This window comes from Cytobacillus sp. S13-E01, assembly GCF_029193815.1.
Classification (GTDB): domain Bacteria; phylum Bacillota; class Bacilli; order Bacillales; family Bacillaceae_L; genus Bacillus_BV.
This window is the reverse complement of the sequence record NZ_JARFVC010000016.1, coordinates 1-25,357: the sequence shown is the minus strand read 5'-3', so window position 1 is coordinate 25,357 and position 25,357 is coordinate 1. Positions and strand designations below refer to the sequence as shown.

At 36.9% G+C, this 25,357-nt stretch carries 25 protein-coding genes, 9 tRNA genes, 2 rRNA genes and 3 pseudogenes; 4 read left to right on the top strand and 35 right to left on the bottom strand.

Annotated elements, in window-relative coordinates:
• Positions 1-2: 2 nt before the first annotated feature.
• Both accC and accB read right to left on the bottom strand, forming a co-directional pair.
• A complete protein-coding gene (accC, locus tag PY093_RS11660; RefSeq protein ID WP_275646043.1) occupies positions 3-1,355 on the bottom strand; it encodes an acetyl-CoA carboxylase biotin carboxylase subunit in 1,353 nt (450 codons plus the stop codon).
• Positions 1,356-1,367: 12 nt separating this feature from the next.
• Complete coding sequence (accB, locus tag PY093_RS11655) at positions 1,368-1,859, bottom strand: acetyl-CoA carboxylase biotin carboxyl carrier protein (RefSeq protein WP_275646042.1); 492 nt, start codon at positions 1,857-1,859, stop codon at positions 1,368-1,370.
• 501 nt (positions 1,860-2,360) lie between these two features.
• Here accB and PY093_RS11650 point away from each other — a divergent pair.
• Positions 2,361-3,842 carry a methyl-accepting chemotaxis protein gene (locus PY093_RS11650; RefSeq protein WP_275646041.1) on the top strand — a complete coding sequence of 494 codons (1,482 nt, stop codon included), beginning with the start codon at positions 2,361-2,363 and terminating at the stop codon, positions 3,840-3,842.
• 101 nt (positions 3,843-3,943) lie between these two features.
• Here PY093_RS11650 and PY093_RS11645 read toward each other — a convergent pair whose 3' ends face one another.
• The 13 genes from PY093_RS11645 to PY093_RS11585 form a co-directional block, all read right to left on the bottom strand.
• Complete coding sequence (locus PY093_RS11645; protein WP_275646040.1) at positions 3,944-4,534, bottom strand: SpoIIIAH-like family protein; 591 nt, start codon at positions 4,532-4,534, stop codon at positions 3,944-3,946.
• A 13-nt stretch (positions 4,535-4,547) separates the two neighbouring features.
• Positions 4,548-5,207: a stage III sporulation protein AG gene (gene spoIIIAG, locus PY093_RS11640; RefSeq protein ID WP_275646039.1), complete on the bottom strand. Its 660-nt coding sequence runs from the start codon at positions 5,205-5,207 to the stop codon at positions 4,548-4,550.
• Between the two features lie 4 nt (positions 5,208-5,211).
• Positions 5,212-5,844, bottom strand: coding sequence for a stage III sporulation protein AF (gene spoIIIAF, locus PY093_RS11635; protein ID WP_275646038.1), 633 nt, complete (start codon positions 5,842-5,844; stop codon positions 5,212-5,214).
• Positions 5,845-5,868: 24 nt separating this feature from the next.
• On the bottom strand, positions 5,869-7,041 hold the full coding sequence (gene spoIIIAE, locus PY093_RS11630) for a stage III sporulation protein AE (RefSeq protein WP_275646037.1): 1,173 nt from the start codon (positions 7,039-7,041) through the stop codon (positions 5,869-5,871).
• Between the two features lie 50 nt (positions 7,042-7,091).
• Positions 7,092-7,481, bottom strand: a complete 390-nt coding sequence (gene spoIIIAD, locus PY093_RS11625) for a stage III sporulation protein AD (RefSeq protein WP_275646091.1) — start codon at positions 7,479-7,481, stop codon at positions 7,092-7,094.
• A gap of 14 nt (positions 7,482-7,495) precedes the next feature.
• On the bottom strand, positions 7,496-7,702 hold the full coding sequence (gene spoIIIAC / locus PY093_RS11620) for a stage III sporulation protein AC (protein ID WP_275646036.1): 207 nt from the start codon (positions 7,700-7,702) through the stop codon (positions 7,496-7,498).
• Between the two features lie 21 nt (positions 7,703-7,723).
• Positions 7,724-8,236 carry a stage III sporulation protein SpoIIIAB gene (gene spoIIIAB / locus PY093_RS11615; RefSeq protein ID WP_275646035.1) on the bottom strand — a complete coding sequence of 171 codons (513 nt, stop codon included), beginning with the start codon at positions 8,234-8,236 and terminating at the stop codon, positions 7,724-7,726.
• Positions 8,237-8,238: 2 nt separating this feature from the next.
• Positions 8,239-9,159: a stage III sporulation protein AA gene (spoIIIAA, locus tag PY093_RS11610; protein WP_275646034.1), complete on the bottom strand. Its 921-nt coding sequence runs from the start codon at positions 9,157-9,159 to the stop codon at positions 8,239-8,241.
• An 84-nt stretch (positions 9,160-9,243) separates the two neighbouring features.
• Positions 9,244-9,525, bottom strand: a complete 282-nt coding sequence (locus PY093_RS11605) for a YqhV family protein (protein WP_275646033.1) — start codon at positions 9,523-9,525, stop codon at positions 9,244-9,246.
• A 682-nt stretch (positions 9,526-10,207) separates the two neighbouring features.
• Positions 10,208-10,765 (bottom strand): elongation factor P, encoded by a 558-nt coding sequence (gene efp, locus PY093_RS11600; RefSeq protein ID WP_275646032.1) that lies wholly within the window; start codon positions 10,763-10,765, stop codon positions 10,208-10,210.
• Between the two features lie 51 nt (positions 10,766-10,816).
• Positions 10,817-11,878 (bottom strand): M24 family metallopeptidase, encoded by a 1,062-nt coding sequence (locus PY093_RS11595; protein ID WP_275646031.1) that lies wholly within the window; start codon positions 11,876-11,878, stop codon positions 10,817-10,819.
• 1 nt (position 11,879) lies between these two features.
• A complete protein-coding gene (gene aroQ / locus PY093_RS11590) occupies positions 11,880-12,323 on the bottom strand; it encodes a type II 3-dehydroquinate dehydratase (protein WP_275646030.1) in 444 nt (147 codons plus the stop codon).
• A gap of 71 nt (positions 12,324-12,394) precedes the next feature.
• The gene (locus PY093_RS11585) at positions 12,395-12,916 is read right to left on the bottom strand and encodes a YqhR family membrane protein (RefSeq protein ID WP_275646029.1); all 522 of its coding nucleotides are present in this window, start codon (positions 12,914-12,916) and stop codon (positions 12,395-12,397) included.
• Between the two features lie 490 nt (positions 12,917-13,406).
• Here PY093_RS11585 and PY093_RS11580 point away from each other — a divergent pair, with 490 nt between their 5' ends.
• Positions 13,407-13,814, top strand: a complete 408-nt coding sequence (locus PY093_RS11580) for an SA1362 family protein (protein ID WP_275646028.1) — start codon at positions 13,407-13,409, stop codon at positions 13,812-13,814.
• Positions 13,815-14,030: 216 nt separating this feature from the next.
• Here PY093_RS11580 and PY093_RS11575 read toward each other — a convergent pair whose 3' ends face one another.
• The 3 genes from PY093_RS11575 to splB form a co-directional block, all read right to left on the bottom strand.
• Positions 14,031-14,915, bottom strand: a complete 885-nt coding sequence (locus tag PY093_RS11575) for a patatin-like phospholipase family protein (protein ID WP_275646027.1) — start codon at positions 14,913-14,915, stop codon at positions 14,031-14,033.
• Positions 14,916-15,029: 114 nt separating this feature from the next.
• The gene (mntR, locus tag PY093_RS11570; RefSeq protein WP_275646026.1) at positions 15,030-15,452 is read right to left on the bottom strand and encodes a transcriptional regulator MntR; all 423 of its coding nucleotides are present in this window, start codon (positions 15,450-15,452) and stop codon (positions 15,030-15,032) included.
• A 115-nt stretch (positions 15,453-15,567) separates the two neighbouring features.
• On the bottom strand, positions 15,568-16,593 hold the full coding sequence (gene splB / locus PY093_RS11565) for a spore photoproduct lyase (protein ID WP_275646025.1): 1,026 nt from the start codon (positions 16,591-16,593) through the stop codon (positions 15,568-15,570).
• Between the two features lie 187 nt (positions 16,594-16,780).
• On the opposite strand from splB, the gene PY093_RS11560 reads away from it, so the two are divergent.
• Positions 16,781-16,930 carry a hypothetical protein gene (locus PY093_RS11560; RefSeq protein ID WP_275646024.1) on the top strand — a complete coding sequence of 50 codons (150 nt, stop codon included), beginning with the start codon at positions 16,781-16,783 and terminating at the stop codon, positions 16,928-16,930.
• A 35-nt stretch (positions 16,931-16,965) separates the two neighbouring features.
• Here the strand turns inward: PY093_RS11560 and PY093_RS11555 are convergent.
• The 5 genes and pseudogenes from PY093_RS11555 to PY093_RS11535 form a co-directional block, all read right to left on the bottom strand.
• Positions 16,966-18,093, bottom strand: a pseudogene (locus tag PY093_RS11555) (vitamin B12-dependent ribonucleotide reductase); the annotation flags it as partial.
• A gap of 238 nt (positions 18,094-18,331) precedes the next feature.
• Positions 18,332-18,985, bottom strand: a pseudogene (locus tag PY093_RS11550) (vitamin B12-dependent ribonucleotide reductase); the annotation flags it as partial.
• Between the two features lie 76 nt (positions 18,986-19,061).
• Positions 19,062-19,934 carry an LAGLIDADG family homing endonuclease gene (locus PY093_RS11545; protein ID WP_275646023.1) on the bottom strand — a complete coding sequence of 291 codons (873 nt, stop codon included), beginning with the start codon at positions 19,932-19,934 and terminating at the stop codon, positions 19,062-19,064.
• 216 nt (positions 19,935-20,150) lie between these two features.
• A pseudogene (locus tag PY093_RS11540) lies at positions 20,151-20,939 on the bottom strand (ribonucleotide reductase N-terminal alpha domain-containing protein); the annotation flags it as partial.
• A gap of 372 nt (positions 20,940-21,311) precedes the next feature.
• Positions 21,312-22,148: a lipoate--protein ligase family protein gene (locus PY093_RS11535; protein WP_275646022.1), complete on the bottom strand. Its 837-nt coding sequence runs from the start codon at positions 22,146-22,148 to the stop codon at positions 21,312-21,314.
• Between the two features lie 214 nt (positions 22,149-22,362).
• On the opposite strand from PY093_RS11535, the gene PY093_RS11530 reads away from it, so the two are divergent.
• On the top strand, positions 22,363-22,686 hold the full coding sequence (locus PY093_RS11530) for a rhodanese-like domain-containing protein (RefSeq protein ID WP_481769294.1): 324 nt from the start codon (positions 22,363-22,365) through the stop codon (positions 22,684-22,686).
• A 142-nt stretch (positions 22,687-22,828) separates the two neighbouring features.
• On the opposite strand, the gene PY093_RS11525 is transcribed toward PY093_RS11530, so the two are convergent.
• The 12 genes from PY093_RS11525 to PY093_RS11470 form a co-directional block, all read right to left on the bottom strand.
• Positions 22,829-23,680 (bottom strand): tyrosine-type recombinase/integrase, encoded by an 852-nt coding sequence (locus PY093_RS11525; RefSeq protein WP_275646020.1) that lies wholly within the window; start codon positions 23,678-23,680, stop codon positions 22,829-22,831.
• Positions 23,681-23,835: 155 nt separating this feature from the next.
• Positions 23,836-23,906 (bottom strand) — tRNA-Gly (locus tag PY093_RS11520).
• Between the two features lie 11 nt (positions 23,907-23,917).
• Positions 23,918-23,991: transfer RNA gene (locus tag PY093_RS11515), tRNA-Cys, on the bottom strand.
• Positions 23,992-24,012: 21 nt separating this feature from the next.
• A tRNA-Gln gene (locus PY093_RS11510) sits at positions 24,013-24,087 on the bottom strand.
• Positions 24,088-24,169: 82 nt separating this feature from the next.
• Positions 24,170-24,245 (bottom strand) — tRNA-His (locus PY093_RS11505).
• A 24-nt stretch (positions 24,246-24,269) separates the two neighbouring features.
• Positions 24,270-24,343: transfer RNA gene (locus PY093_RS11500), tRNA-Trp, on the bottom strand.
• Between the two features lie 34 nt (positions 24,344-24,377).
• Positions 24,378-24,462: transfer RNA gene (locus PY093_RS11495), tRNA-Tyr, on the bottom strand.
• Between the two features lie 5 nt (positions 24,463-24,467).
• Positions 24,468-24,560 (bottom strand) — tRNA-Ser (locus PY093_RS11490).
• A gap of 23 nt (positions 24,561-24,583) precedes the next feature.
• Positions 24,584-24,660: transfer RNA gene (locus PY093_RS11485), tRNA-Met, on the bottom strand.
• A gap of 24 nt (positions 24,661-24,684) precedes the next feature.
• Positions 24,685-24,761 (bottom strand) — tRNA-Arg (locus tag PY093_RS11480).
• Positions 24,762-24,801: 40 nt separating this feature from the next.
• Positions 24,802-24,917 (bottom strand): 5S ribosomal RNA (gene rrf / locus PY093_RS11475).
• Positions 24,918-25,125: 208 nt separating this feature from the next.
• A 23S ribosomal RNA gene (locus PY093_RS11470) occupies positions 25,126-25,357 on the bottom strand; the annotation flags it as partial.

Sequence of the window (25,357 nt, the reverse complement as noted above, 5' to 3'; positions counted from 1 at the left end):
GTTTACGACTTCATTACATCATATAATTCAAGAAATTTAGTATTAAAGTTTCCTTCTACAAACTTTTCATGTTCTAAAAGTTTGATATGGAAAGGAATCGTTGTATGAACGCCCTCAATCACAAACTCACTTAATGCACGTTTCATCCTAGCAATTGCTTCTTCCCTTGTCGCACCATAGGTAATTAATTTTGCAACCATTGAATCATAATATGGCGGAATTACATAACCAGGGTAGACAGCAGAATCAACTCGAACACCAAAGCCACCGGGTGGTAAATACATATTAATTTTACCAGGTGAAGGCATAAAGTTTTTCTCAGGGTTCTCTGCATTAATCCTACATTCTATCGACCAACCAGTAAACGTAACATCTTCTTGTTTTAATGTTAATGTTTGCCCTGAAGCCACGCGAATTTGTTCTTTAATTAAGTCAACACCAGTAACCATCTCTGTTACAGGATGCTCCACCTGGATTCGTGTGTTCATTTCCATAAAATAGAATTTATTTTCATGGTGATCAAAAATAAACTCAACTGTTCCTGCACCTGAATAATTAACAGCTGCTGCTGCTTTAACTGCAGCATCACCCATTTTTTCTCGGGTTTGTGAATCTAGGACAGGTGATGGTGTTTCTTCTAGCAGCTTCTGAAGTCGGCGTTGTATTGAACAATCACGTTCTCCTAAGTGTATCACATTTCCAAAATTATCAGCTAATACTTGTATTTCAACATGACGAAAATCTTGAATATATTTTTCGATATATACTCCTGGATTTCCGAATGCAGTTGCAGCTTCTTGCTGTGTAATATTGATTCCCTTAACTAACTCTTCTTCATCTTTGGCAACACGGATTCCCTTTCCACCGCCACCAGCTGTTGCTTTGATGATTACAGGATACCCCATTTTATTAGCTAACTCTACAGCTTCAGAGACATCTTTAATAATCCCTTGAGATCCAGGAACGATCGGAACGCCTGCTTGTTTCATTGTTTCACGCGCAACATCCTTTGTTCCCATTTTTGAGATAGCATCAGGACTTGGCCCTACAAAGATAATATTACATTCCTGACACAACTCAGCAAAATCTGCATTTTCAGCTAAAAATCCATACCCCGGATGAATAGCTTCACTTTCAGTAAGCTTCGCAACACTAATTATGTTAGTGACATTTAGATAACTTTCTTTAGATGCAGTTGGTCCTATACAATAAGCTTCATCAGCAAGTTGAACATGTAATGAATCACGGTCTGCTTCGGAAAAAACTGCAACTGTTTCAATACCAAGTTCTTTGCACGCTCGAATTATCCTAACGGCAATTTCCCCTCTGTTTGCAATTAACAATTTTTTTATCATAACAGTCTCCCTTTATTCAGGCTTTACAAGGAATAATGGTTGTCCGTACTCAACTAACTGGCCATTTTTCGCTAAAATTTCAACAATTTCACCCTTAACTTCTGCTTCAATCTCATTAAATAGTTTCATTGCTTCAACAATACAAACAACATTGTTTGTACTCACTTTGTCTCCAACTTTTACATAATCGTCTTTATCTGGTGATGGTGCCGCATAGAACGTACCAACCATCGGAGAGGTAATTTTATGTAGGTCTTCTGTTGCTTCTACTTTTGGTTCTTCTACTTTTACTGGTTCTGCATTGACCTGTGGTGTTGCTTGCACGACTTCTCTAGTTACCGGCGCTTGCTGTACTTCCGCCACCGTATTCTTAACTGGGGCACCTGATGCCGCATTGTGCTTCTTCATTTTAATTTTCGATCCATCATGTTCATAAGAAAATTCATCAATATTGGATTGGTCAACAAGTTTAATAAGTTCACGTAGTTCTTGAATTTTAAGCATTACTTACACCCCTTAATTCTAAATCGGATATTATCAATTAAAAAAATATGTACTCTATTACGATACCACAATTAAATATTAATTGTTAGTATTAGTACCACCTACTAATATTTTACGATAGACTCATCCTTGAATTCAATAGGATTATGTAACTCTTTAAAAATTGTGCCTCCTTCGGATACTATTTTGGTAATATCAGAATTTATACGTGAATGCATAAAATTTTGTGCTTAGTTTTGGAGACTAACTCCGGGCGCCACCGGACCTGAGGTCATAAGCCATTCGTCGGGAAGGTCAAGAACAACCTTCTAGTCGGTTCGCCTTATGCTTGTCGCCCGGTAAGTGGACCCCCTGCGCTTTTCTTGGTAACGCTTTCCTTTTTTCGCTAATATAACGCAAAATTCGAAAAATAAAGCAGGAATATGATTTTATAAGTCGAATTAACAATCATCAGTATATACATAATATTACATAATGAAAAGTATCGGAGGAGAATTTCAGATGGTTTCACTAGATAAAATGAAGAAAGATGATTTAATTAGAAAAAACGGTCTCGTCGTTAAAGCAACATTTGTGTCTGTAATTCTAGCAGCTCTCGTCGACTTTATACTAGGAAAAGAAATAGCACTTATTTTGTCTATTATTGTTGGTGGATTACTTGGTGTTTTAGTCGTTAGTTTCTTGCATTATACAAGTAGATTTATTTCTGCTATCCCCTACATTGCTGTCTTATTTGTATCAATCGTTTTATTTACAATTATGCAAAGCAGTGTCTCACCTACAGCCTATTTCCTTGTATTCTTTATTCTTGCTACCTCCGCAATCTATATGAAGCGATCGATTTTATATTTGGGGGCCAGTTTAGGATTTCTGATCATCACCTTATTTACGTATCTACACTACGGAGAATTGATTTTAGAAACTAAAAATTATGGAACGATATATCTCCTCTTTTTATTGGTAACAATCCTACTTTCTTTTCAACTAAAAATGGCTGATATATTATCTCAGAATATCATTTCGGTTCAAAAGCAAACAGAAGAGCTATTATTACAAGATATTGAAAGACGTAAACAGCTAGAAGAAAACACGGCTATTATTTCAAAAAACATTAGTAATGTAAGTGTCCAGAGTAAAGAGAGCTATGCAGCATCAGAGGAAATGAATACATCATTAGCAGAAGTTGCTTCAGGCGTTCAGACCCAAGCAGATACAATCAATAACATTACAAATACACTTGAACAAGCAAATAAACTGGTAGATAAAATGGTCTGCTCTGCTGCTGAGTTAAAAAATAAAGCAGGATTAACTTCAAGTATTTCTGAGGATGGTACTAAAATTACCAATCATTTACTTAAAGCCATTACTACTTTTAACTCATTACTACATGCTATGACAATTAAAATGGACGGTCTTGCTAACAAAATCCATGAAACAACTAATTTTACTGTGTCGATACAAGAGATTGCTGCACAAACAAATCTATTAGCCTTGAATGCTTCAATTGAAGCTGCACGAGCTGGGGAGAGCGGTAAAGGCTTTGCCGTTGTTGCTAGTGAAGTAAGAAAGCTCGCCGAATTAACTGCTAAAACAGCAACTCAAATATCGGATAATTTATCAAATGTAATATCCGAGACAAATGAAACACAAGAGAATATGGAGAACACTTCAAAGTTAATGAAACAAAATCTTGAACTTGTTCAACAAACAGATGGTATTTTCACTAAAATTAGCGCATCGATTGAGGAGCTGTCACTCGAGATTGTTGGCTTCGACATATTAAGTGGCACAATTAATCAAACGACAAAATCAATTGAGGTTGCAATGAATGATTTCAGTGCAGCCGTACAACAAGCGAATGCCTCACTAGAAGAAATAGCAGCTACGATAACGAATCAAACAAAACAGCATCATGAACTTTCTGAATCTGTATTAGGTACTGATTCTGCTATTCAAAAATTATTACAGCTTTATAAAGAATAACAGAAAAGCCAGCATTAACAATTTAATGCCGGCTTTTCGTTTGATATTTAGCTCTTGTAACCTTTATATGTCCCTAAAGCGGGCAGCCTTAACTTTTATCGTTACTCTACTGGTTTGAACTCAACGGCTACATCTTGAAGTGCGCCAAATTCGCTTGCAACTAATAGTAAAATGTCATTTGCAGCCGTTTCATTATGGTCTTTTGCTTTTACTGTGATTCTTACTTTTGTGCCGTCAGCTCTAACTAGTGCATCCTCATAACCCTTGCTCTTAATAAGCGTTTCAATTGTAGATTCCTTAATTGCAACTTCAGTTAATTCTTCCATTTTTTCCATTGCATTATTTTTTTCTTCTACAGAAACCTCACTTGAAGCAACTACTGCAGTCAACTGTTCTCTTAATATTGAACGTTGCTCTTCAATTTCCATACGAAGTTGAGTGAATAACTCGTCACTTGAAATAGCAGAAATGCTTGTAGCACCGTCTTTTGCCTCTTCAATTACTACGTCCACACCTTCTTCACCTTCTGCTGTAGTTGTTACATCAGAATTCTCTTCAACGTCTTTTACACCTTCTTGTTCAAACGCAAAGTTTTCCGTTGTTCCTTCTGGAGAAGTAATATAATACACAGATAACACCACAACTAAACTTAACATTGTTAATAACCATACAGTTTGCTTTTTTAATAACATTTATTTATCCTCCTTAGTCTTTTTTAGGCAAAACTGCTACTCGATGACTAGGTACATCTAGTGCTCTTGTAACAGCCTCCACCACCATTTTTTTTATTTGAATGTTGTCAGCCCCTTTGGCGACAACAAGTACACCCCTAATAGTTGGCTTTTCAATTTTCAAGACTATGGGTGTTTCTTTATCACCCTGTCTAATAATAACGACTTGTTCGTCCTTTGATGTGTCTTCAACTTTCCGTTTACCACCTTCACGGTCTGTTTCATCCGTTAATTGACTATTTGTAACCGTATTTTTTTCTAATACCTTCGTTTCCGTTGAATCAACATTAACGAAAACGGTAACATCGCTAACACCAATGATGGTCTCTAATGCTTCCTTAAGCTGGTTTTCATAACGAATCTCGTATTCAGAGATAGCCGTCTTCTCAGCTTCCTCCTTCTGTCCAAATGCTGGCTCATCACTATTTTGTTGTGTTGATGTAGGAATCGTTTGCTGCTTCGTTTCGCCATTATTAAATAGATTACTAAGTAACATAAAAACAACCCCAAGCGTTAAAACCAATAGTAAGTAATGATATTTAGGTGGTTTTTTCTCTGGAGGATCTGTTTGATCTCCTTTTGATTGAAAAAACATTTTTTTAATTGAGTTTAATAACCCTTGCTCTTTTCCCATTGACTTAGTTCTTCCCCCCTTCCACAGATACAACTATTTGCTTTGGATCTGATCCCCAAATACTTGCCAGAAATGTCGTGATTTCTATTACGTCTGGTTGTTGATTTTTTTCTATTTGTGTCTGTTTGGAGGTGTCGATATTTATTGGCTTTACAACAGAAACGGCATTTTGATCGCTATTCTGTTCTGAGAGAATCACCTCAATGGACATAATCTTTCCTAATTCTTCAGGTGAAGTAATCTCCTTATCCTCTTCTTTTGTTGAAAGGAGTATATTTTCAACAGTCAATCCATATCCCTCCATCAACTCCTCTTCTACTTCAGTTTCCATTTGGACAGCCATTTGTTCTAAAATATATGCACGATTAGAGGCTTGTATTTCTGTTTTCTTCAATTCTATTAAATTTTCTATATTTTTTTGATCAATTTGCGGTGTTAGGTTCATAGAAGCAAAGGTTTGTTCAAAATCTTGAGTCAAAAGCTGGAAAAGTGGTGTTAGGATAATAACAATTAATAATAAACCAACAACCATTTTTACGTACTTTTGCATGCTCGAGTTTGGAAGTAGCATATCAATGACTGTTGCAAGTAGGATAAAAAGAATAATATTTGTTATCCATTCTGTTAAAATCGCCACTTTTTCCACCTCCTTAAACTATATTTATCGAACCATCATCGTAAGATTACCCGCAGCAATAATGACCGTTAAACTTAAGAAAAACATAAGTGAGACAATTGCCAGTGCAGCAAAAATATAGATAACACTTTTGCTGATGATATCTAAACACGCAATGACCGGGCCACCGCCTAAGGGCTGGAGAAGAGCTGCTGCAATTTTATAAATTAACGCTAGAGTCAATATTTTAAGTGCTGGAAATGCTGCTATAAGTAGAAGAATAGCGACTCCAACGATCCCAACTGTATTTTTTAATAAAACAGAAGCACTGATTACAGTATCTGTAGCGTCTGTAAACATCCTCCCAATTACAGGGACAAAGTTTCCAGTGATAAATTTTGCTGTCCGAATCGTAATTCCGTCTGAGACTGCCGCTGAGGCCCCCTGTACTGAAATAACCCCTAGGAAAATTGTTAAAAATGTTCCTAATAGGCCAATGCTTATATTTCGAAGTAGCCCGGCAAGTTGAGTTACTTTATAGTGGTCACTTAGTGTACTAACAATGCTCAGTAAAGCTGATAGAAATAAAAGTGGTAACACAATAAATTGAATAAGTAAACCACTTGTATTCATTAAAAAAAGGATGATCGGATGAAAAAATGCAGCCGACACTAATCCTCCAGAGGTTGCCATTAAAGCAAGCAACAGTGGTACTAATGCAAGGATAAAATTTGTCATTGTTGAAATAGCTTCTTCAGCATATGAAATTGCTACTTTAAAGCTATTTAGTGCAATAATAATCAGGACCATATATACAAGAGCGTAAGCGACTTTGCTTACCGCACTCTTTTCAAATGAATTTTGTAAGGTTTGTAAAAACATACTAAAGATCGTAAGCATGATTAACGTACTAAGAAGCTTGCCATTTGCTAGTAATTCATAGAACAGATACTTGAGGAAGCCTAATAGCCATTCTTTAATTGAAAATTTTTTATCGCCTCTAACAAATTCTAGTAAACTACCCTTTTGGCTTTCTGGAAGAAACCCACCATATACAGTCGTTATTTCCTCCCAATATTGGGTAATTTCTTCAATTCCAAGCTTTTCTAATTGACGTTCTACAAGTTCTTGCTGTGGGGGAGAAGCTTGTACACTTCCTGGTAAGCTTAGCAGTAGGAAAATTAGGAATAGAAAAAGGTTGATTGATAATTTTTTCAATGGTTCACCCCCAGGTTATTCCGAATAAAAGCATTGAAACGGAATACCTTTTATCTAGGTATTAGACTGATTACAGTCTCGATGATTACAGTTAAGATTGGAATCGCCATTGCAAGAATCAGAATTTTACCACCTAGCTCAATTTTAGAAGCAATTGCCCCTTGTCCTGCATCCTTTGTGATTTGAGCTCCGAATTCAGCTATGTATGCAATACCAATGATTTTCAAAATTGTTTCTACATATACCATGTTGACGCTTGCATTCAACGCTATTTTTTCAAGCATTCTTATAATCTCGTAAATTTGATCAATCAAAAATAAAAAAATAACACAACCAACAAACACGACAAGCATAAAAGCAAATGTGGGCTTTTGTTCTTTCACTATTAATGCTAGGAACGTTGCAATGAGTCCTAGTCCTACAATTTGAAGAATTTCAATAACAAAGCCCCCCTTTAACCTTGAAAGAGAAACACTGACTTAATCTTTTTAAATAGTTCGTCTACGATTGTTGCAACCATGAATAAAATATAAATAAAACCCAGTAGCGTTACCCATTGAGCGTACTCCTTTTTGCCCATTTGATCTAAAATTGTGTGGAGAAATGCAACAACAATTCCAACACCTGCAATTTGAAAAATGATATTTACATCGACTCCCATTTGCTCTTCTCCCCCTAGTACCTACATCAATAAAATAACTAACAATAACCCTGTTAAAAAACCTAAACTCTTAACCATCCTTTCATAGCGTGATTGTCTTTCTCTTGCATCACTTTCCTCCCGCTCCAGGTGGGTTAAAGCAAGAATAATATGCTTTTGTTGTGCACTTCGATCGTGCTGTCCCAGCGTTTCACCAAATTGTATTAATATTTCATACTCACCTTGCTTTAATGCAGTAAACTTCCATATTTCCTGTAAACTATCTTCCCATGCTTGTTTAACACTTGTATCTCCAGTAACTAATTTTTTGGAAAATACTTCAAAAAACCATGATAACGGTTTTGGAATTTGCTTTGATAAGTGCATCGCGGCATCATGTAATGGAACATGACCATACATAATTTCAGCTTCTAAGGCCTGTAGTGCTGCCTTTAATTGTCTTAGCTGCCTTGGCCTTTCACTTAAATGACGTGCCGCTTCAAAACCAGTCCATGTAGCTGCAATTAAAATAAAAATGGCTCCGAGTAATTTCATCTCTATGTCACTCTCACTTTGTTTAAAATCTGACCTTCAGTATTAAGAATGCTTTTAACAGTACCTGGTCCCTGTGATCGTGTTAATTCAATAAACCGCTCGAACACACCAATTTCTAGCAGTGGTCGTAAAGATGGACGTTTATATAAGTCAGATAGTTGCTGTCCATGGACAGTGACAATCATTCGGACCCCTGCATTTACGGCCTCAAGAATCGCCTCACTATCCTCAACTCGTCCAATTTCATCAACGACAAGTACCTCCGGACTCATTGAACGAATCATCATCATCATACCTTCAGCCTTCGGACAAGCATCCAAGACATCGATTCTGTTACCTAATTCATGTTGTGGAATTCCTTTAACACAGCCTGCAATTTCTGAACGTTCATCTACTATACCTACTTTACTTGTCATAATGCCCTGGGTAGGTTCCCCTGTGCTTATTACTCGAGCTATATCTCGTAGCAAAGTTGTTTTACCTGTCTGCGGCGGACCAATAATCATCGTGTTATTCCAGTAAGTTGTATAGAGATAGGGAATAAGACCCTGAGCTATTCCGATTTTTTGTTTTGCAACCCGAATATTATAGGAAGTTACATCTCGAATAACCTTAACCAATCCATTCTCAGTAATGACTTTACCAGCTAGCCCAACCCTATGACCGCCTTGGATCGTTACATATCCTCTCTTTAACTCTTCTTCAAGGGTATAGATCGAATAATGGCTGAGCTTATTTAATAACTGAGCCCCATCCTCACCTGTCACTATATATGGAAGAAAATGAGGCTCACCGCTAATTACAATTTCAAGAGGTTTTGAAATTCGCACTCTTATTTCTTCTATTTTTTCAAGTACCGAAGGAGTAAAGTTGGATAGATGATTCGAGATTGCTTTCGGTAATACATTCAAAATTTGTTCCATTATCGCTGCCCCTCCTTCGAACCTTTCATTAGTTCAATTTATGCCAGCTTGGCCACTTTATGCCTTTTTCTTAACAAGAGATTCTTACTTATAGATTCCAAACAAAATAAAAGCAACGCCAAGTCCAACAAAAAATAGCTTTGAAAATGATAAATCATCCGCTATTGAAAGAAGTCCAATTGTCATCGTTGTTACTAATACAATTGGCCCGACAATAGCAAGCATCGCATTAATTGCTAGTGCTTTTTTCGGGTCGTTAAAAACGAGCATTAGTACAGCAGCAGTAATTTCAATCAGTCCTGATAAGATTCGTAATCCAGCCATCGACAACACACTTGCTTCAAAAAATGAGATCCACCTTTTCATGATGATATCCTCCACATTCTTAATGAGGCTTCTCAAAAGAAATTTTTCTTTTGAACCACACAGTTAAAGTCATTTATTTTTTCGTTAGTACAACCTATGCTGACTTTTACTATTTAAGAAGAAAAACTTGGACAAAACCCTGTTTTATAATTTTACAAATCAATTTCTAATCATTATCAAACCGTATTGAGTGTTTTTTTCTATCTTACTTTTTCTTGTTAATTCCCTGGATTTGTTAGTGCGAGTGATGAAAAGTAGCTTCAAGATACTTTTACACCTGAGAAAAAGTCAATGGATAAACACTGGGGGTAGAACAACAAATTTTTCGAGGATTGGATTGTTACAGACCTTGATAGATAAAACCAGATAAAAACTTTATACTCCCTTTTATGCAAGAAAAGCGTAGGGCGCCCGCTTATCGGCGCGTCGATTTAAACCCGCCACGTCCTGTGGCGAACATCGACATCAGCACATCCTGTGCAAGTCAAGCTATAAGACAAGCTGGCTGGAAGGTTGTTCTTTACCTTCCGGACGGATTGGCTTATACCATAGAGCCGATGGCGCCCGGAGCTAGACACTAAAACTAGGTACAAACTTTTATGCTTTCTTATCTTTAAAAAAAAGAACTCATACGATAATTCTCGCATGAGTTCTTTTTACTTTGAGTTTCCCTATACTTTTTTTAAGCACGTGATACGTATGATCCGTCAGTTGTATTAACAATTAATACATCGCCTTCGTTAATGAAGAATGGTACGTTTACTGATACACCAGTTTCCATAATCGCTGGTTTAGAACCACCTGAAGCTGTGTCCCCTTTAATTCCAGGTTCAGTTTCAACAACTTTAAGCTCCACTGTGTTTGGTAACTCAACTCCAAGTGTTTCAGTTTGGAACATCATAATTTGAACTTCCATGTTCTCTTTCAAAAATTTCAATTCATACTCAATTTGAGTTGCAGGTATTTCAATCTGATCATATGATTCATTGTCCATGAACACATGGAGATCGCCGTTTGCATATAGATACTGCATTCTACGGTTTTCAATTTGTGCTTTTGCTACTTTTTCACCAGCACGGAACGTTTTTTCTTGAACCGCACCAGTTCGTAAGTTACGTAATTTAGAACGTACAAATGCAGCACCCTTACCAGGTTTTACATGTTGGAAATCCATAACTCTCCAAATTCCACCATCTACTTCAATTGTTAAACCTGTACGGAAATCGTTTACTGATATCATACAAAAATCCTCCTAATAATAATGAAACTAGGCTGCTTCTCCTAGAAACATTTATAAAATAATCAATTCTTTTGTTGAATATGAAAGTGACTCATTACCATCTTTTGTTACGACAGTATCGTCTTCAATCCTTACTCCGCCAAGTCCTGCTATGTATATTCCAGGTTCTACCGTTACTATCATACCTGGTTCTAAAACTGTGTCAGATTTCATCGATAGTGATGGGGCCTCATGTACTTCCATTCCAAGACCATGCCCAGTTGAATGTCCGAAATATTCTCCATAGCCATGTTCTGTAATGTAATCACGAGTGAGCGCATCGGCTGCGCGTCCTGTCATTCCAGGTTTAATACCAGCCATACCACTAAGTTGAGCTTCTAATACAATATTGTATATTTTCTTAAGCTCTTCACTTGGCTCGCCTACAGCTAGTGTTCTCGTAATATCTGAACAATAACCTTTGTAATAAGCACCAAAATCTAGAGTTATAAAGTCACCTTTTTCAATGATTTTCTCACTTGCTACACCATGTGGCAGTGCAGAGCGGTAGCCTGAAGCGACGATAATGTCAAAGGATGATGATACAGCACCGTTCTTTCTCATGAACATTTCAAGCTCATTTGATACCTCTAGTTCCGTTAAACCGGGACAAATGAAATTTAGGATATGAGAATATGCTGAGTCAGCTATCTCTGCTGCTTCCTTTAATATCTTAATCTCTGATTCAGACTTAATCAAGCGCAACTTTTCAACTGCACCAGAAACAGGTACAAATTCAGTATTTAATTCCTTTTCATACGCCTTGTATGTAGCAAATGTTAAATCGTCTTGTTCGAAACCAAGCTGCTGAATCCCTATTGCAGCTGCTTGCTTGGCAACTTCCTCAATGATTGGTCCTTTATGTTGAACAATCTCAAAGTTCTTGATTTGTTTGTTTGCTTGCTCCACATATCGAAAATCCGTTATAAATACTGCCTTTGTTTCAGAGATTATAGCAACACCAGCAGTCCCTGTAAATTCCGTCATATAACGTCTATTATAGCTATTTGTTATCAGTAAACCATCAATACCATAGTCTTTAAAGCTCTCACGGATTTTTTCTAATTTTATCATTTTATTTTCTCCCCCCTATGTAGTCAAGCAAAGCTAATACCGCCAAATTGTAACCATAAAAACCCAATCCAATTATTTGACCAACAGCGACTGGAGCTATTACTGATAGATGACGAAACTCTTCCCTTGCATGTACGTTTGAAATATGAACTTCTACAGTTGGTATAGAAATACTTGCAATCGCATCACGGATTGCATAGCTATAGTGTGTAAATGCCCCAGGATTAATGACAATACCTGAAAATGTAGGTTCTGCATCATGCAGCATATCAATAATATCCCCTTCATGGTTAGATTGAAAACAACTAATTTCAATCCCATGGCCCTTTGCAAAAGCTGTTACATCTTGCTCCAACATATCAAGTGTAGCATTGCCATAAACCTCAGGTTCACGTTTTCCTAAACGATTTAAATTAGGTCCATTAATTAGAAGAATACGCAACATCGTCTTTAGCTCCTTACAAAAAAAAGAATGTTCAGTCAAAGAACATTCTAACATAAAAGATATATTCTTACCTACTCATTTGACACGATCGCATGTTTTTCCTGATTAAACTCATTGGCCTCAAATGAAATAGAATACCCAACAAAAACACCGTATAAAATATAAAAACAAATTGTCGTAATAATTGTATTTCTTTTTAAATCCCAAACATCCTTTAAATCTGGGAATATTGGATTTAGTACAAAGAATACAATAGCCCATAGTGCTAGTCCAAATATCATACTTACCCAAATTTTATCAAACTTTCTTAAAACTGCATAATATAAAAGTGCCACTCCTATTGATAACAAACCAATTACAAAAACACCCATAAACTGACCATACACTCCATTTTTCCAGTCCCCCACGGCCCATGGCTGTAAAACAAGACTTGGACTTATCTCTGTAAACTTAAAAAGGTATGCTACATAAGACAACAAACTCCAAAAAATACCACCAACTAAGCCGGTAACTACTACTTTTGCAATTATCGACATAGGTTCTTCCTGATGATTTTGTTCAAGCTTTGGATTTTTCTTCTTTTCTTCAACCATTTGCAAACACCTCCATTTACTAGTATGTCCAGTCTTTATTGTTATATGAAGTGTTTTGGTCTGTATATATTCATTAAAATCAACATGTCTATAACAGGAAAAACATGGGTATAATATTTACGAAACATCAACCTAGAGGTTTATTTAAATTTCCTGTAGAATATAAGTAAAAGAAAAACTTTATTAAACGTGTCATTTTAACTTATCTTTTTTTAAAAAAATCCACAAGATCAAGCCAAGATTGTAATAGCTTCGTTCAATAAACGATGTCGCTTGTTTGTTACGTAAAAGAAACCGAAGAAATTGTTTAATAATCGTCAACTAGGCTAATAGAAATTAATAAACTATAAAGAAAACTTGCTGATTGGTGAAGACTGCGGCGTAGTTGTACTTATGCGTTTTAGAATTTATGGATATAAATTATGAATTAGCTCAAAAAGGCTATTTTCGTAAAATGATTAAAAAGACCTGTTTTAAGGAGGTGTTTCTCTTGAATCGTCGCGGTACTAATATTGTGATTCCAATATTGATAGTGTTAGGTGCAATTGGTATACTTTCTACACTTATTATGGAACCAGGACAACTATTAAAACGATTGGGCTTTATCGCTTTATTTGCGGTATTGTTCTTCCTTATTTATAAAATGTATTTAAGAAGGCGCACAGGCGGTAAAGAACAGTCTGCCTATTTACGAGCGGCCAAACAATCAGCGAAACGTTTCAATGAGCAGGGCCACAAGAAAAGCCAAATAATCGGTACTGTTAACAAAAGAGCTAATCTTACGAGTGTAAAGAAACCAACCCAGGCAAATGGCCAGAAAAAGAAAAAAGCTATCAGCTCTCACTTAACAGTTATAGAGGGGAAAAAGGGAAAAAAGAAGAATCGAGCGTTTTTTTAGATGCTTGATTCTTTTTTTTTGAATGATAAGAAAGTATAAAAGTTTGTACCTAGTTTTAGTGTCTAGCTCCGGGCGCCATCGGCTCTATGGTATAAGCCAATCCCTTCCCGAAGGCAAAAAACGCCTTCAGTCAGGGCTCGTCTTATGCTTGTCGCCGAAAGGCGGGCGCCCTGCGCTTTTCTTACAATAATTGGGGATTTTAAATATTGAAGTAGGTTAAAACGTCCATGTTTTTAGGAACTGTTGCGCACGGTCTTGACCAAATTCTATTAGTGCTAGTTTGTTTTCTTCCGTTAAATTAAATTCCGTTGTCAACCCGCTGTCTAAGGGTATAAAGATTATGTTTTTTTCAAGACTGCGAGAGATATAGCGTGCATCATGCGCATTTTTCATCGTCTCAAATAAAGCTCCATAAAGTTCAATCGCATTATTTATTTTATTTTTCTTCTTCTCCGCATCACTCCCACTTAGCTTAATTCCCAATACAGGTCTTTTTAAAGTAGCCTTTTCTTCGTCAAAAAGCCATATCGGAAAGTTACTCAAAACTCCACCGTCCACTACTAAGTTTTGGTCGTTTAAAGTTCTTAACCTGACTGGCTCAAAAAAATAAGGTAAACTACAGCTCATCCTAACAGCTCTTGCTACAGAAAAAATTTCCGGGGTAATGCCATAAGTCTTTAAGTCATCAGGCAGTACCAGCATTTTTCCGTTTGTAAGATCAGAAGCAATTAAACGAAGCGATTGCGGTGGTAAATCCGAAAATGTTTTAACACCTTTATCTGAAAGTTTTTTTGAAATCCACTTTTCTAAAGCTACTCCCTTATATAATCCAAGTCTCCAGTATAGAAGTATCCATTTCGCTACCGGAAAAGGCAAAATCGTTTTTCTTTCATCTAAAAAATCGCTTACATCCACTTCATCCATCATTTTTATAATTTCAGTGCTTGTATATCCTGCTGCAATAAACGCCGCAATAATGGAACCTGCGCTAGTTCCAGCCAAACGCTTAAATTGAAACCCCTTCTCTTCTAACGCTTTATAGGCCCCAATTAACGCAAAACCCTTGATACCTCCCCCTGATAAAACGCCATCTATATACATTTTTTGCCCCCTAATCACCTAATATAACGTATGTTATATCTTTAATCCGCTTATTGAGGTATTAGACCAATTTTTCCCATATAAAAAGAGAACATCACTATAATGTTCTCTCATTTAAGCATCATCGGTTCCTTTTTGGACATTACGTAACGAATTTATTCTTTCATCATCTTCCTCAAAAAATTGAACGAGATCGCCAATCCGGTCAATTGCATTCCAGCTTAAATGGTGTTCAATGCCTTCCACATCATTATAAATTTTATCATCATCTACCCCGATGATTCGCATAAATTGCTCCAATAGCTCATGACGATAGACTAATCTTTTTCCTGTTTTTTTGCCCTTAGGTGTTAAGATCAATCCTCTATACTTTTCATAAATTAAATATTGATCTTTATCTAACTTTTGCACCATTTTTGTCACTGATGAGGGATGTACTGACAACGCTTCGGCTATATCAGAAACTCTTGCATAGCCCTTATCTTCAATCAATAAATATATTTGTTCAATATAATCTTCCATACTTGGTGTTGGCATGATTTCCCTCCATTACTAAAGTAAACCGTATTAAAAGTTTACAATAGATACCTTGGGCTGACAAGTTATTATGAAAACGGTGCTTTATTGATATGTCGATCATCACTCTTACATCCTATGTGAAGTATAGTATCTTTGCACTTGGAAAAAATTCGTTAATATAGCGTCGCATGGTTGTTTCAATATCTTCAGCGTCTTCATTTTTGTATACATATTTTCCGATTCCATAACGGCCCCATTTATACTTACGCTTCTCTTCATCCATTTCTAATTTCGATTTTGAATATCGTTGTTGTATGACTTTTTTTGCAGGCTTAGTAAATCTATGTTGGATCAGTTCAAAGGTCAGATTTGATAAATCTATTCCTTGTAACGAATTATAAAGCCTCTCAAACAATTCAAAATACCCCTCTTGCCAATCTTCATGCATATAGATGGGTGCCACAATGAATCCGAGCGGATAGTTTGCATTAGCGACTTTCCTTGCAGCCTCAAGCCTTTCGTCAAAAGAAGATGTACCTGGCTCAAAATTCTTAATGACATAGCGTGAATTTACACTAAAACGGAATCTTGTATTTCCATTATGCTTTGCATCCAATAAATGCTCAACGTGATGATATTTCGTTACAAATCGTAGGCGACCTAGTTCTGTATCACCAATAAATTCAATTGTCTTTTTTAAGGAATGAGTCAAGTGATCAAGACCTACTATATCGGATGTACATGCTGCCTCAAACCGAGTGATTTCTGGTTCGCGTTCTTTGATGTATTTTTTTGCTTGGTCAAAAATATCGTCTAGATTAACATATGTTCGGATATAGGGTTTACTTCCTAATGTCGTTTGTAAGTAACAATAATGGCAATGACCCATACAACCAGTTGCAAGAGGGATTGCATACTCGGCTGATGGTTTTGAAGTGTCGAACTTCAGCGTTCTTCTAATACCGACTACAAGAGTAGATTTGGCTATTCGATATTTCTGCAGTTCATTATCACCAGGTAGGTCTCGCACTTGATTATGGGAAGTGGTTTCACGTATTTCAATGCCCATTTTTTCAAATTTCTCTTGTAACTCCTTGCCAAGTGGATATTCAAGTGCTTTTGGCTCAATATAAACGAGCTGTGGGACAAATGGTTCCATTTCTTCACCTCATTTTGTTAGCTATGACTGTTAGTATTGCCTTTTAGCGAGAAAAAAAAGAAAAGGAACTTCACCAATGGTTTCCATGCGGATGTTCTGGTTAAAGTTATATAAAAAGTAATTTAAAAGGGGTTTGGTTAGACTAAAACATACGGGCGGAATTTCTTAGATTTAGGGGGAATACAAATTGGATACAAATAAGCGAGGTCATATTGAGAGTAAAATTGGTAAAGTAAAGGCTTATCAAGATATTAATGAGGAAATAAAGAATAACAAAGCACTAAGAAATCGAAAGCCTACTCCAGAACCGCAAGATTTTGAGGAAATTGAGTATTAAAAAAAGACCCAATGAGGGTCTTTTTTTAATCAATCTTATAATCCACACTTTAATTGTGCGCCACAGCTTGTACACGTATTACATCCACCAAGGTCTTCAACAGTACCCTGACGACATACTGGGCAGGTATTACCAACTTCAGAACCAATTGTCACGTCAGTTGAACGTAAAGCGTTTATTGTATCAACTAAGACAACATGGCTTTTTTTATTTTCATTTACTTCGACTGTTTCCTCGTCATCACCAAATGTGTTTTCTTCTGCTTTTAACGTTAATACTTGTGAATCACGGCTTCCATCAACATAGACTGTTCCACCCTTTGCTCCACCTCTATATAAACGCTCATAGACACCTTCAACTTGCTCAACAGTATAGCCTCTTGGTGCATTTACTGTTTTACTGATTGAGCTATCAATCCAGCGTTGGATGACACATTGTACATCAGCATGTGCCTCAGGAGCAAGCTCCATTGCAGATACAAACCATTTTGGTAAGTTATTTGGATCAGCTTCTGGATTTCTATCTAAATATTCTTGAACGATATCAGCTTTGACTTCGATGAATTTACCTAAACGGCCACTTCTGAAATAAGAGAATGAGAAATATGGTTCTAAACCTGTTGAGACTCCAACCATTGTTCCTGTGCTTCCGGTAGGAGCAACAGTTAATAAATGCGAATTACGAATTCCATATTCTTTAATATCATTCTTTAAATCATTAGGCATTTTTTGCATGAAGCCAGTGTTTGTAAAAGCTTCTCTTAAGCGGTTCGTACCTTCTTCGTTGTCTCCTTCTAAGAACGGGAAGCTACCTTTTTCTTTCGCTAACTCAACTGAAGCACGATACGCTGTAGTTGCGATTGTTTCAAATACATCATTAACAAGTTTGTTTCCTTCTTCAGAGCCGTACTCAGTCTCACAGTAGATTAGTAAGTCATGTAACCCCATAACTCCAAGACCTACACGTCGCTCTCCAAGTGCTTGCTTTTTATTAGCTTCTAAGAAGTAAGGAGTTGCATCAATAACGTTATCTTGCATTCTAACTCCAACTTCAACTGTCTTCTTAAGTTTTTCGAAGTTAACTGTTTTTGTTACCTTATTAGCCATTTCAGCAAGGTTAACCGCTGCAAGGTTACATACTGAATATGGCGCAAGTGGTTGTTCCAGTTTTGTTATCGTAAAGGCTTTTTATCCTCTACTTCTTACAGTTCTTTGTTCCTGTAAGGTCAGCATATCTTTTCACTAATATATTAGTGCTGCGGCCTCGTGGATGGATTATATCTTTTCACCATCTATGCGTTGCCCCTGACTAACCTTTGGTTAGCCTTCGGTTCGGATTAGCACGTCTCAGCCTTCCCGCTTTATTCCGCAGTTTTTAACGTGAGGCAAACTAAGCCACTTTACCACACGGATTCGTTGCGACAACTTGTTGTCCATATGCTTTTGCATTGGTCATGTCGTTTGCATTATCAATAAAGAAAATACCTGGTTCAGCTGAATATGTTGCACAGATATTAACTAAATTCCAAAGCTCTTTTGCTTTGATTTTACGGTAAACGCGGACTTTATGGCCTTGTTTTTCCCATTCACGCACATCTCCAACTTTATGCCATTCTTCGTTGTATGTTTTCATCTCTGCTGGATCATAACTTTCGACGTCTGGGAAGCGAAGGTCATAATAACCGTCTTCTTCAACAGCTTGCATGAAATCTTTTGTTAAACAAATTGAAATATTAGCTCCTGTTAGAAACTCTGAATTGTGTACAGTGTAGTTTCCACCAGTTCTTAGCTTTTGCTCTGCATCTTTAATGATTTTCTCACTAAATCCACCATAGCCAGGTACAGCTTTAAAATTAATGATACCTTGGTACATATCTTTTTCTTGCTCAGTAAGCGGTGTGAACTTTAATTTATCTTGAGCATACTTTTTAATTGCTTCATCATTTGTATTTTCTATTAGGTAGCGTAAAATTCTTGGGTTTTGCATTTTTGAAATAATAAATTCAATGATGTCAGGGTGCCACGAACTCAACATTATCATTTGTGCGCCACGCAAATTGTTACTCTCTATAATCTTTTATAGAGGGGATAGTCATTTCTGCTATCCTCTCATGCTTTCACATGAGAACAGACTATATCATCAAGGAAGAATATTTATTAAATTTGCGATTCAATTTGATATCTCCATCTTTATATAAATAATTATAAAGTTGAATTAAATCATTTTTATTAGATAACCTGAGATCAAAACAACCTTGTTTCTTAGAAATTGCATTTACCTTATTTCCGATGTTTTGAGATTTAAGAAACAATAAGATGGATAACAACATTTCTCTAGAACCTGTAAAACCTACTCTACTGACTGTTCTGTTTTCTTTACCATAGACCCCTACATGACCATCCGCATCAAAAAAACCTCTTAGGAAAGCCCATTGTAATTTATGATTATGAAAATTAATCCATTTTTCTTTGCCAGTCTTTTGTGGTTTAACACCCAGTCGCATTAAATCATCACACATTTTAGTTGAATTTATAATTAAGGAATACTTGTCCTGTTCATTAGCAACACTTTTTTTGCGGAATTTTATAGCTTCAGCCATATTTAGTTCTGTTGCTATATCGTATAAAATTTGCTTGTCCTCAGCTGCTAAAGTAATTACTAATCTTTTGGATTTCCCTCTATCATAGAGAGTGCCATCCCCAAGTATAAAACCCACAATGTATGCTTGATTTGGAGTAATAATTTTATCAAAGTAATTCTCATTATAGGAGTAAACCTTTGATTTAAGTTTGCCTGCTTCGCCAGGGGTTCTAGGCTTAAAAAATTCTAGCTCTTTATTCCATCTTAGTATTGTTCCTCTAGAAATCTTTAGTATTTTTGCAATTTCAACTTGGCTATTTCCTCTTTTATGGAGTTCAATTATCTTCGCAATTAATTCATCCTTGTCTCGTGCCCCATAACCTCGTTGCCGTTTGTTATGGTTTACTTCTTCCCTTGTTTCCAATTTATACACCTTCCCTATAATTGGACAACTTTAGGAAGTTTCAATAGTCGTTGAACGTTCATCTCCGTTTCCAAAGATGCTTCGCTGCTGATTGCCCAATCTTTATCATTTTCTAACTTTCACGCTCACCGTTGCCAGTCACGTTGTAGTTGATAAAGCTCTAAGGGTGTTCCAGCAATTCACGAGATTTTAATCCCGCCATGTGGTCCATTCTTAACGGGATCCACCTTGCTCAACAAGATGTGTAAGCTTCGCAATATCATCCAACCACGATACAGATCCAGATGACTTACCATTCACTCCACGTGCTAGTGTATTACGAGGGCGTAATGTTGAACCATTCGTCCCAACTCCACCACCACGACTCATGATCTCCATAACCTGCTTCCTGTGTTCAGATATCCCCTCACGAGAATCCTGTACAAAAGGCATTACATAACAATTAAAATAAGTAACGTCCGTATCAGCACCTGCTCCATACAGCACACGTCCAGCTGGTATAAAATTTAAATTAACCAGTTCATCGTAAAACTTCTCAAACCATTCATTTCTTTTCGCTTCTGTATTCTCAACGGACGCAAGACCTGTTGCATTACGTTTCGCAATTTGTTCATAGTAGACCTCTAACGGCTTTTCAATTACATCCAGCGAACGTTTTACAATCCCTGTTTCAATCTCTTTAGGGCTATCCAAGACACCACGATACTCCTCTTCGACAAGTACACTTGCAGCTTTTTGCTCCCAATCAATATCTACAATAAAACCTAATCCGCGAGCTGGAAACTTAGGATCCTCTTTTATCGTAAGAACAACAAAGTCCCCTTCTGCTAGGGTGATTTTTTCGGTATCTTTAAATGTATACCGATCAAGCATTACTAAACGAGATACACCTTTATGTGTGGTTACCATATCATCTGTAATGGGGTGTACTTGGGGGAATAGCCTGATATCTTGATTCAGCCTCTCCACATCTACCTTTTTTCTTTGTTCTTGCGCAACAGTCATTCTCACAACTCCCTTTTCCTCTATAATAAAAGCTTGTCCATCGAGAGTAGTTTATTTATTTGTTAATTACCCTCGAATGATGCCTGAATTAACAGTAACCATAACTTAACATATTCCACCTCTGTAAATCAATATATAGTGTTTAATTAATTTTCGACAATACTATATATTGATATTCAGTTCAATTATTTTTATTTTGTCAAACCGAAAATAATATAAAACAATGAGAAAAAGTGAGGTAACAATAGATTACTTTCGTTTTTTAGCCTAATTTGAAGAATTTTGTCACTTGCAAAAAACACATCCAAAAGTGAGCCTTTTAAATCAAGGCTTTCTAAAATCAATAAAAAAAGCGACTAAAAAAAGTCACTTTTACCTCTTAAAATTCCAATCCTTATTTGAATATCTCTTTTGAATAATCTCTTCTACATATTGTAGTTCCTCATTCGTCAATTGATGAGGCTCTAACTTTATATTCAAACCTTTTTCAAATCCTATTCTAAATGCTTCCTTTGCCTCTTCAATCGTAACAGACTCAGATCTTAACGCGTTTATTGCAACAGCCTTATTTTTAAAATTTTGTTGCATCCGTTCTTTTACCCGTTGACTTGGATACTTAAATAAATCAAATAACATATCTTCATCTATATCTAGTAGTATGGAGCCATGCTGAAGAATAACACCCTTTTGGCGAGTTTGCGCACTTCCTGCAACCTTTCTACCCTCAACTACTAGTTCGTACCACGATGGAGCATCAAAACAAACAGCAGACCTTGGGTTTTTTAAACCTGCTTTTTCCTCATCAGTTCGAGGTACAGCAAAGTAGGCATCTAGACCTAATGATCTAAAACCTTGTAATATCCCTTCGGATATAACGCGATACGCTTCAGTAACTGTTTTAGGCATATCAGGATAGTCTTCAGATACAATTACACTATATGTAAGTTCTTTATCATGAAGCACGCCTCTCCCACCTGTTGGACGTCGAACAAACCCAAGTCCATAACGATCAACTGCATCAAGGTCAATTTCTTTCTCTACCTTTTGAAAATAACCTATAGATAAAGTTGGTGGATTCCATCCGTAAAAGCGAATAGTTGGTGGAATCTTTTTTTCACTATGCCAATCTAGTAATGCCTCATCTAATGCCATATTAAATTCAGGTGAACACTCTCCTGAGTCAATAAATCTCCAAGTTTCATTTGTCATACTCAACCCTCTTTAATAAAGAATTTCAATTTTGCTTATTTAGTCTAACAAAATAAATATCAAAATCAAAGTAAAAACCTTATAATTCCTTTGATTATTCAACATATCACTTATATAATAGAATATGTCGATGATAAGAGGAAAAAGAAGGAGTCGATTAGATTTGGAAATCATTCTTATTACACTAGGTGCAGTTATTACTTACGCTATTATCATGTTTATTTATCAGCGAAAAATCTTAACAACCTTATCAGAAGAGGAATTTCGTGCTGGATATCGTAAAGCACAATTGATAGATGTTCGTGAGCAAAATGAATTTGAAGCTGGACATATTTTAGGAGCGCGTAATATTCCACTATCACAACTTAAAATGCGCCTTAAAGAAATCCGACCGGACAAGCCTGTTTATTTATATTGCCAAAACGGGTTAAGAACGGGTAGAGCAGCCCAAACGCTTAGAAGAAAAGGATATAAAGACTTAAATCAATTAAAAGGCGGCTTTAAAATGTGGTCAGGTAAAGTTAAAGTCAAAAACTAAACGAAACAAAGTACCTATTCCTTTCAGGAATAGGTTTTTTTAACTTAAATAGAGAATAAAGAGAAGCAGGCTATACTTTTTAGTTAGCCTGCTTCTCTTTATTCTCTAACAAGACAAAGCGTCCTGGTGTTTCCTTTAATTTTCAAATAAATGTCTTATCTATAGCATCTTCAATATCTGAAGAAGTAGGTTTTACATAACGTTTAGTTACATTAACATCAGCATGACCTGCTAATTCCGCAACTGTAGCTAAATCAATACCATTTTGAACTAAGTCTGAACAAAATGTGTGGCGTAATTTATGTGGATTCACATCGTACTTTTTCAACATATATTGAACCCCTCTTGTCGAGATTCTTTTATTTACACTCGAAATAAACAGGGCTTCTTGGGATGTTTCAATACTATTCTTATACCTCTGCAGTTGATACATTAACTCTCTAGACATAGGTATAACTCTTTTCACTTCACCTTTTAGTGTTCGTATAAATAATTTACCTTTACCAGTTTCAGAATCAACTTGAATATCAGAATGATTTAGTGCGCATAACTCAGAGATTCTAATACCAGTATGCAGTAATGTGTATACGATAGCTGTATTTCTTATATCACCATCAAGTTCAACTTCTTTAAGCAACGCAGATCTTTCACTAGATTCTAATGTGACTGGTGCAGAATCGTCTTTTTCATTTTCGACTCGATTAATATTCTTTGTGATTTCAGGTTTATCTAAAAACTTAGCATATACACTTAACGTGGAAAATGCTTTTTCAATAGTTGCAGGACTTCTATCTAATGATTCAAGATACTGCATATAGCCTTGAACATCTTCTCTTGTTATTTTAAAAATATCCTTGTCACATTCCATTAACCAGCCTAGAAACTTCTCTAGTGCGCCATTATACGTTTTCACAGTGCTTACGGACTTACCATTTTCTAATAACCATTCCCCAAAAGGTGTAAGAAGACTACTCAACTCAGTATTTTGTATCATTATCTATCGCCCCCTATTATAAAGCTTAGTCTTATGATAACACATCTTTTCGCAGAAGTAAATTTCTGTATTAAAAAAGGAAAAAAATTCCTATAAAAAAGGAAGGGTTTATATCCCCTTCCAGCAAGAAAAACATATGCGATTTTTAATACATAAGCGGGTGATGGGAATCGAACCCACGATATCAGCTTGGAAGGCTGAAGTTTTACCATTAAACTACACCCGCAAAATAATAATTGGAGGCGACACCCGGATTTGAACCGGGGATAAAGGTTTTGCAGACCTCTGCCTTACCACTTGGCTATGCCGCCACAACGCGGTTTAAAAGAAAATGGCTGGGCTAGCTGGATTCGAACCAACGCATGACGGAGTCAAAGTCCGTTGCCTTACCGCTTGGCTATAGCCCAATAAAAAATTGAATCATTTTTAGTATATGGTGTTATTTAGATATTGATACACAATTTACTAAAATAAATTTTAGTAGATATATGGGGCGACTGATGGGAATCGAACCCACGAATGCCTGAACCACAATCAGGTGCGTTAACCACTTCGCCACAACCGCCATAATACATGTAATAGTTTTTTTTGGCAGGGGCAGTAGGAATCGAACCCACACTGGAGGTTTTGGAGACCTCAGTTCTACCTTTAAACTATGCCCCTAGCATAAAAATGGTGATTTCTAAAGATATAAAACTGGTGGAGGGGGACGGATTCGAACCGCCGAACCCGTAGGGAGCGGATTTACAGTCCGCCGCGTTTAGCCACTTCGCTACCCCTCCAAAAATGGCGGAGGAAGAGGGATTCGAACCCCCGCGGGCTTTAACACCCCTGTCGGTTTTCAAGACCGATCCCTTCAGCCGGACTTGGGTATTCCTCCATTGGCTGTATAAAAATATATTTTGGTAGCGGCGGAGGGAGTCGAACCCACGACCTCACGGGTATGAACCGTACGCTCTAGCCAGCTGAGCTACACCGCCAAAATAATATAAGTAAAATAATAATGGCGCGCCCGAAAGGAGTCGAACCCATAACCTTCTGATCCGTAGTCAGACGCTCTATCCAATTGAGCTACGGGCGCATAATACTAAAATTCTTTTACCATTTGATAGTTGGTAAAAGCCTGGCGACGTCCTACTCTCACAGGGGGAAACCCCCAACTACCATCGGCGCAAAAGAGCTTAACTTCCGTGTTCGGCATGGGAACGGGTGTGACCTCTTCGCCATTGTCACCAGACTTTTATTCTACTATAGAAAAGAACCATTTCAACTAGAAATTTGTTCCTTCAAAACTAGATAACGTGCAGACATTCAATGAAGATAGTGTCCAGCTACAGCTCCTAGCCTCTCGATCACTTCACCTCCTCCTTCAGAAGCAAAGATCGCTTCTTCGTCAGAGCCTCCAGTGCTTGTCGAGGCTGTTCAGTCGCTTTCGCATTTCATGTTTGGTTAAGTCCTCGAACGATTAGTATCAGTCAGCTCCACACGTCACCGCGCTTCCACCTCTGACCTATCAACCTGATCATCTTTCAGGGTTCTTACTAGCTTGCGCTATGGGAAATCTCATCTTGAGGGGGGCTTCATGCTTAGATGCTTTCAGCACTTATCCCTTCCACACATAGCTACCCAGCGATGCCCTTGGCAGAACAACTGGTACACCAGCGGTGTGTCCATCCC

Excerpts from the sequence above, each read along its gene's own strand:
- accC (WP_275646043.1), bottom strand. The coding sequence starts at position 1,355 with ATGATAAAAAAATTGTTAATTGCAAACAGAGGGGAAATTGCCGTTAGG.
- accB (WP_275646042.1), bottom strand. The coding sequence starts at position 1,859 with ATGCTTAAAATTCAAGAACTACGTGAACTTATTAAACTTGTTGACCAA.
- PY093_RS11650 (WP_275646041.1), top strand. The coding sequence starts at position 2,361 with ATGGTTTCACTAGATAAAATGAAGAAAGATGATTTAATTAGAAAAAAC.
- PY093_RS11645 (WP_275646040.1), bottom strand. The coding sequence starts at position 4,534 with ATGTTATTAAAAAAGCAAACTGTATGGTTATTAACAATGTTAAGTTTA.
- spoIIIAG (WP_275646039.1), bottom strand. The coding sequence starts at position 5,207 with ATGGGAAAAGAGCAAGGGTTATTAAACTCAATTAAAAAAATGTTTTTT.
- spoIIIAC (WP_275646036.1), bottom strand. The coding sequence starts at position 7,702 with ATGGGAGTCGATGTAAATATCATTTTTCAAATTGCAGGTGTTGGAATT.
- spoIIIAB (WP_275646035.1), bottom strand. The coding sequence starts at position 8,236 with ATGAAATTACTCGGAGCCATTTTTATTTTAATTGCAGCTACATGGACT.
- spoIIIAA (WP_275646034.1), bottom strand. The coding sequence starts at position 9,159 with ATGGAACAAATTTTGAATGTATTACCGAAAGCAATCTCGAATCATCTA.
- PY093_RS11605 (WP_275646033.1), bottom strand. The coding sequence starts at position 9,525 with ATGAAAAGGTGGATCTCATTTTTTGAAGCAAGTGTGTTGTCGATGGCT.
- efp (WP_275646032.1), bottom strand. The coding sequence starts at position 10,765 with ATGATATCAGTAAACGATTTCCGTACAGGTTTAACAATTGAAGTAGAT.
- PY093_RS11595 (WP_275646031.1), bottom strand. The coding sequence starts at position 11,878 with ATGATAAAATTAGAAAAAATCCGTGAGAGCTTTAAAGACTATGGTATT.
- aroQ (WP_275646030.1), bottom strand. The coding sequence starts at position 12,323 with ATGTTGCGTATTCTTCTAATTAATGGACCTAATTTAAATCGTTTAGGA.
- PY093_RS11585 (WP_275646029.1), bottom strand. The coding sequence starts at position 12,916 with ATGGTTGAAGAAAAGAAGAAAAATCCAAAGCTTGAACAAAATCATCAG.
- PY093_RS11575 (WP_275646027.1), bottom strand. The coding sequence starts at position 14,915 with ATGTATATAGATGGCGTTTTATCAGGGGGAGGTATCAAGGGTTTTGCG.
- mntR (WP_275646026.1), bottom strand. The coding sequence starts at position 15,452 with ATGCCAACACCAAGTATGGAAGATTATATTGAACAAATATATTTATTG.
- splB (WP_275646025.1), bottom strand. The coding sequence starts at position 16,593 with ATGGAACCATTTGTCCCACAGCTCGTTTATATTGAGCCAAAAGCACTT.
- PY093_RS11535 (WP_275646022.1), bottom strand. The coding sequence starts at position 22,148 with ATGACAAATGAAACTTGGAGATTTATTGACTCAGGAGAGTGTTCACCT.
- PY093_RS11530 (WP_481769294.1), top strand. The coding sequence starts at position 22,363 with ATGTTTATTTATCAGCGAAAAATCTTAACAACCTTATCAGAAGAGGAA.
- PY093_RS11525 (WP_275646020.1), bottom strand. The coding sequence starts at position 23,680 with ATGATACAAAATACTGAGTTGAGTAGTCTTCTTACACCTTTTGGGGAA.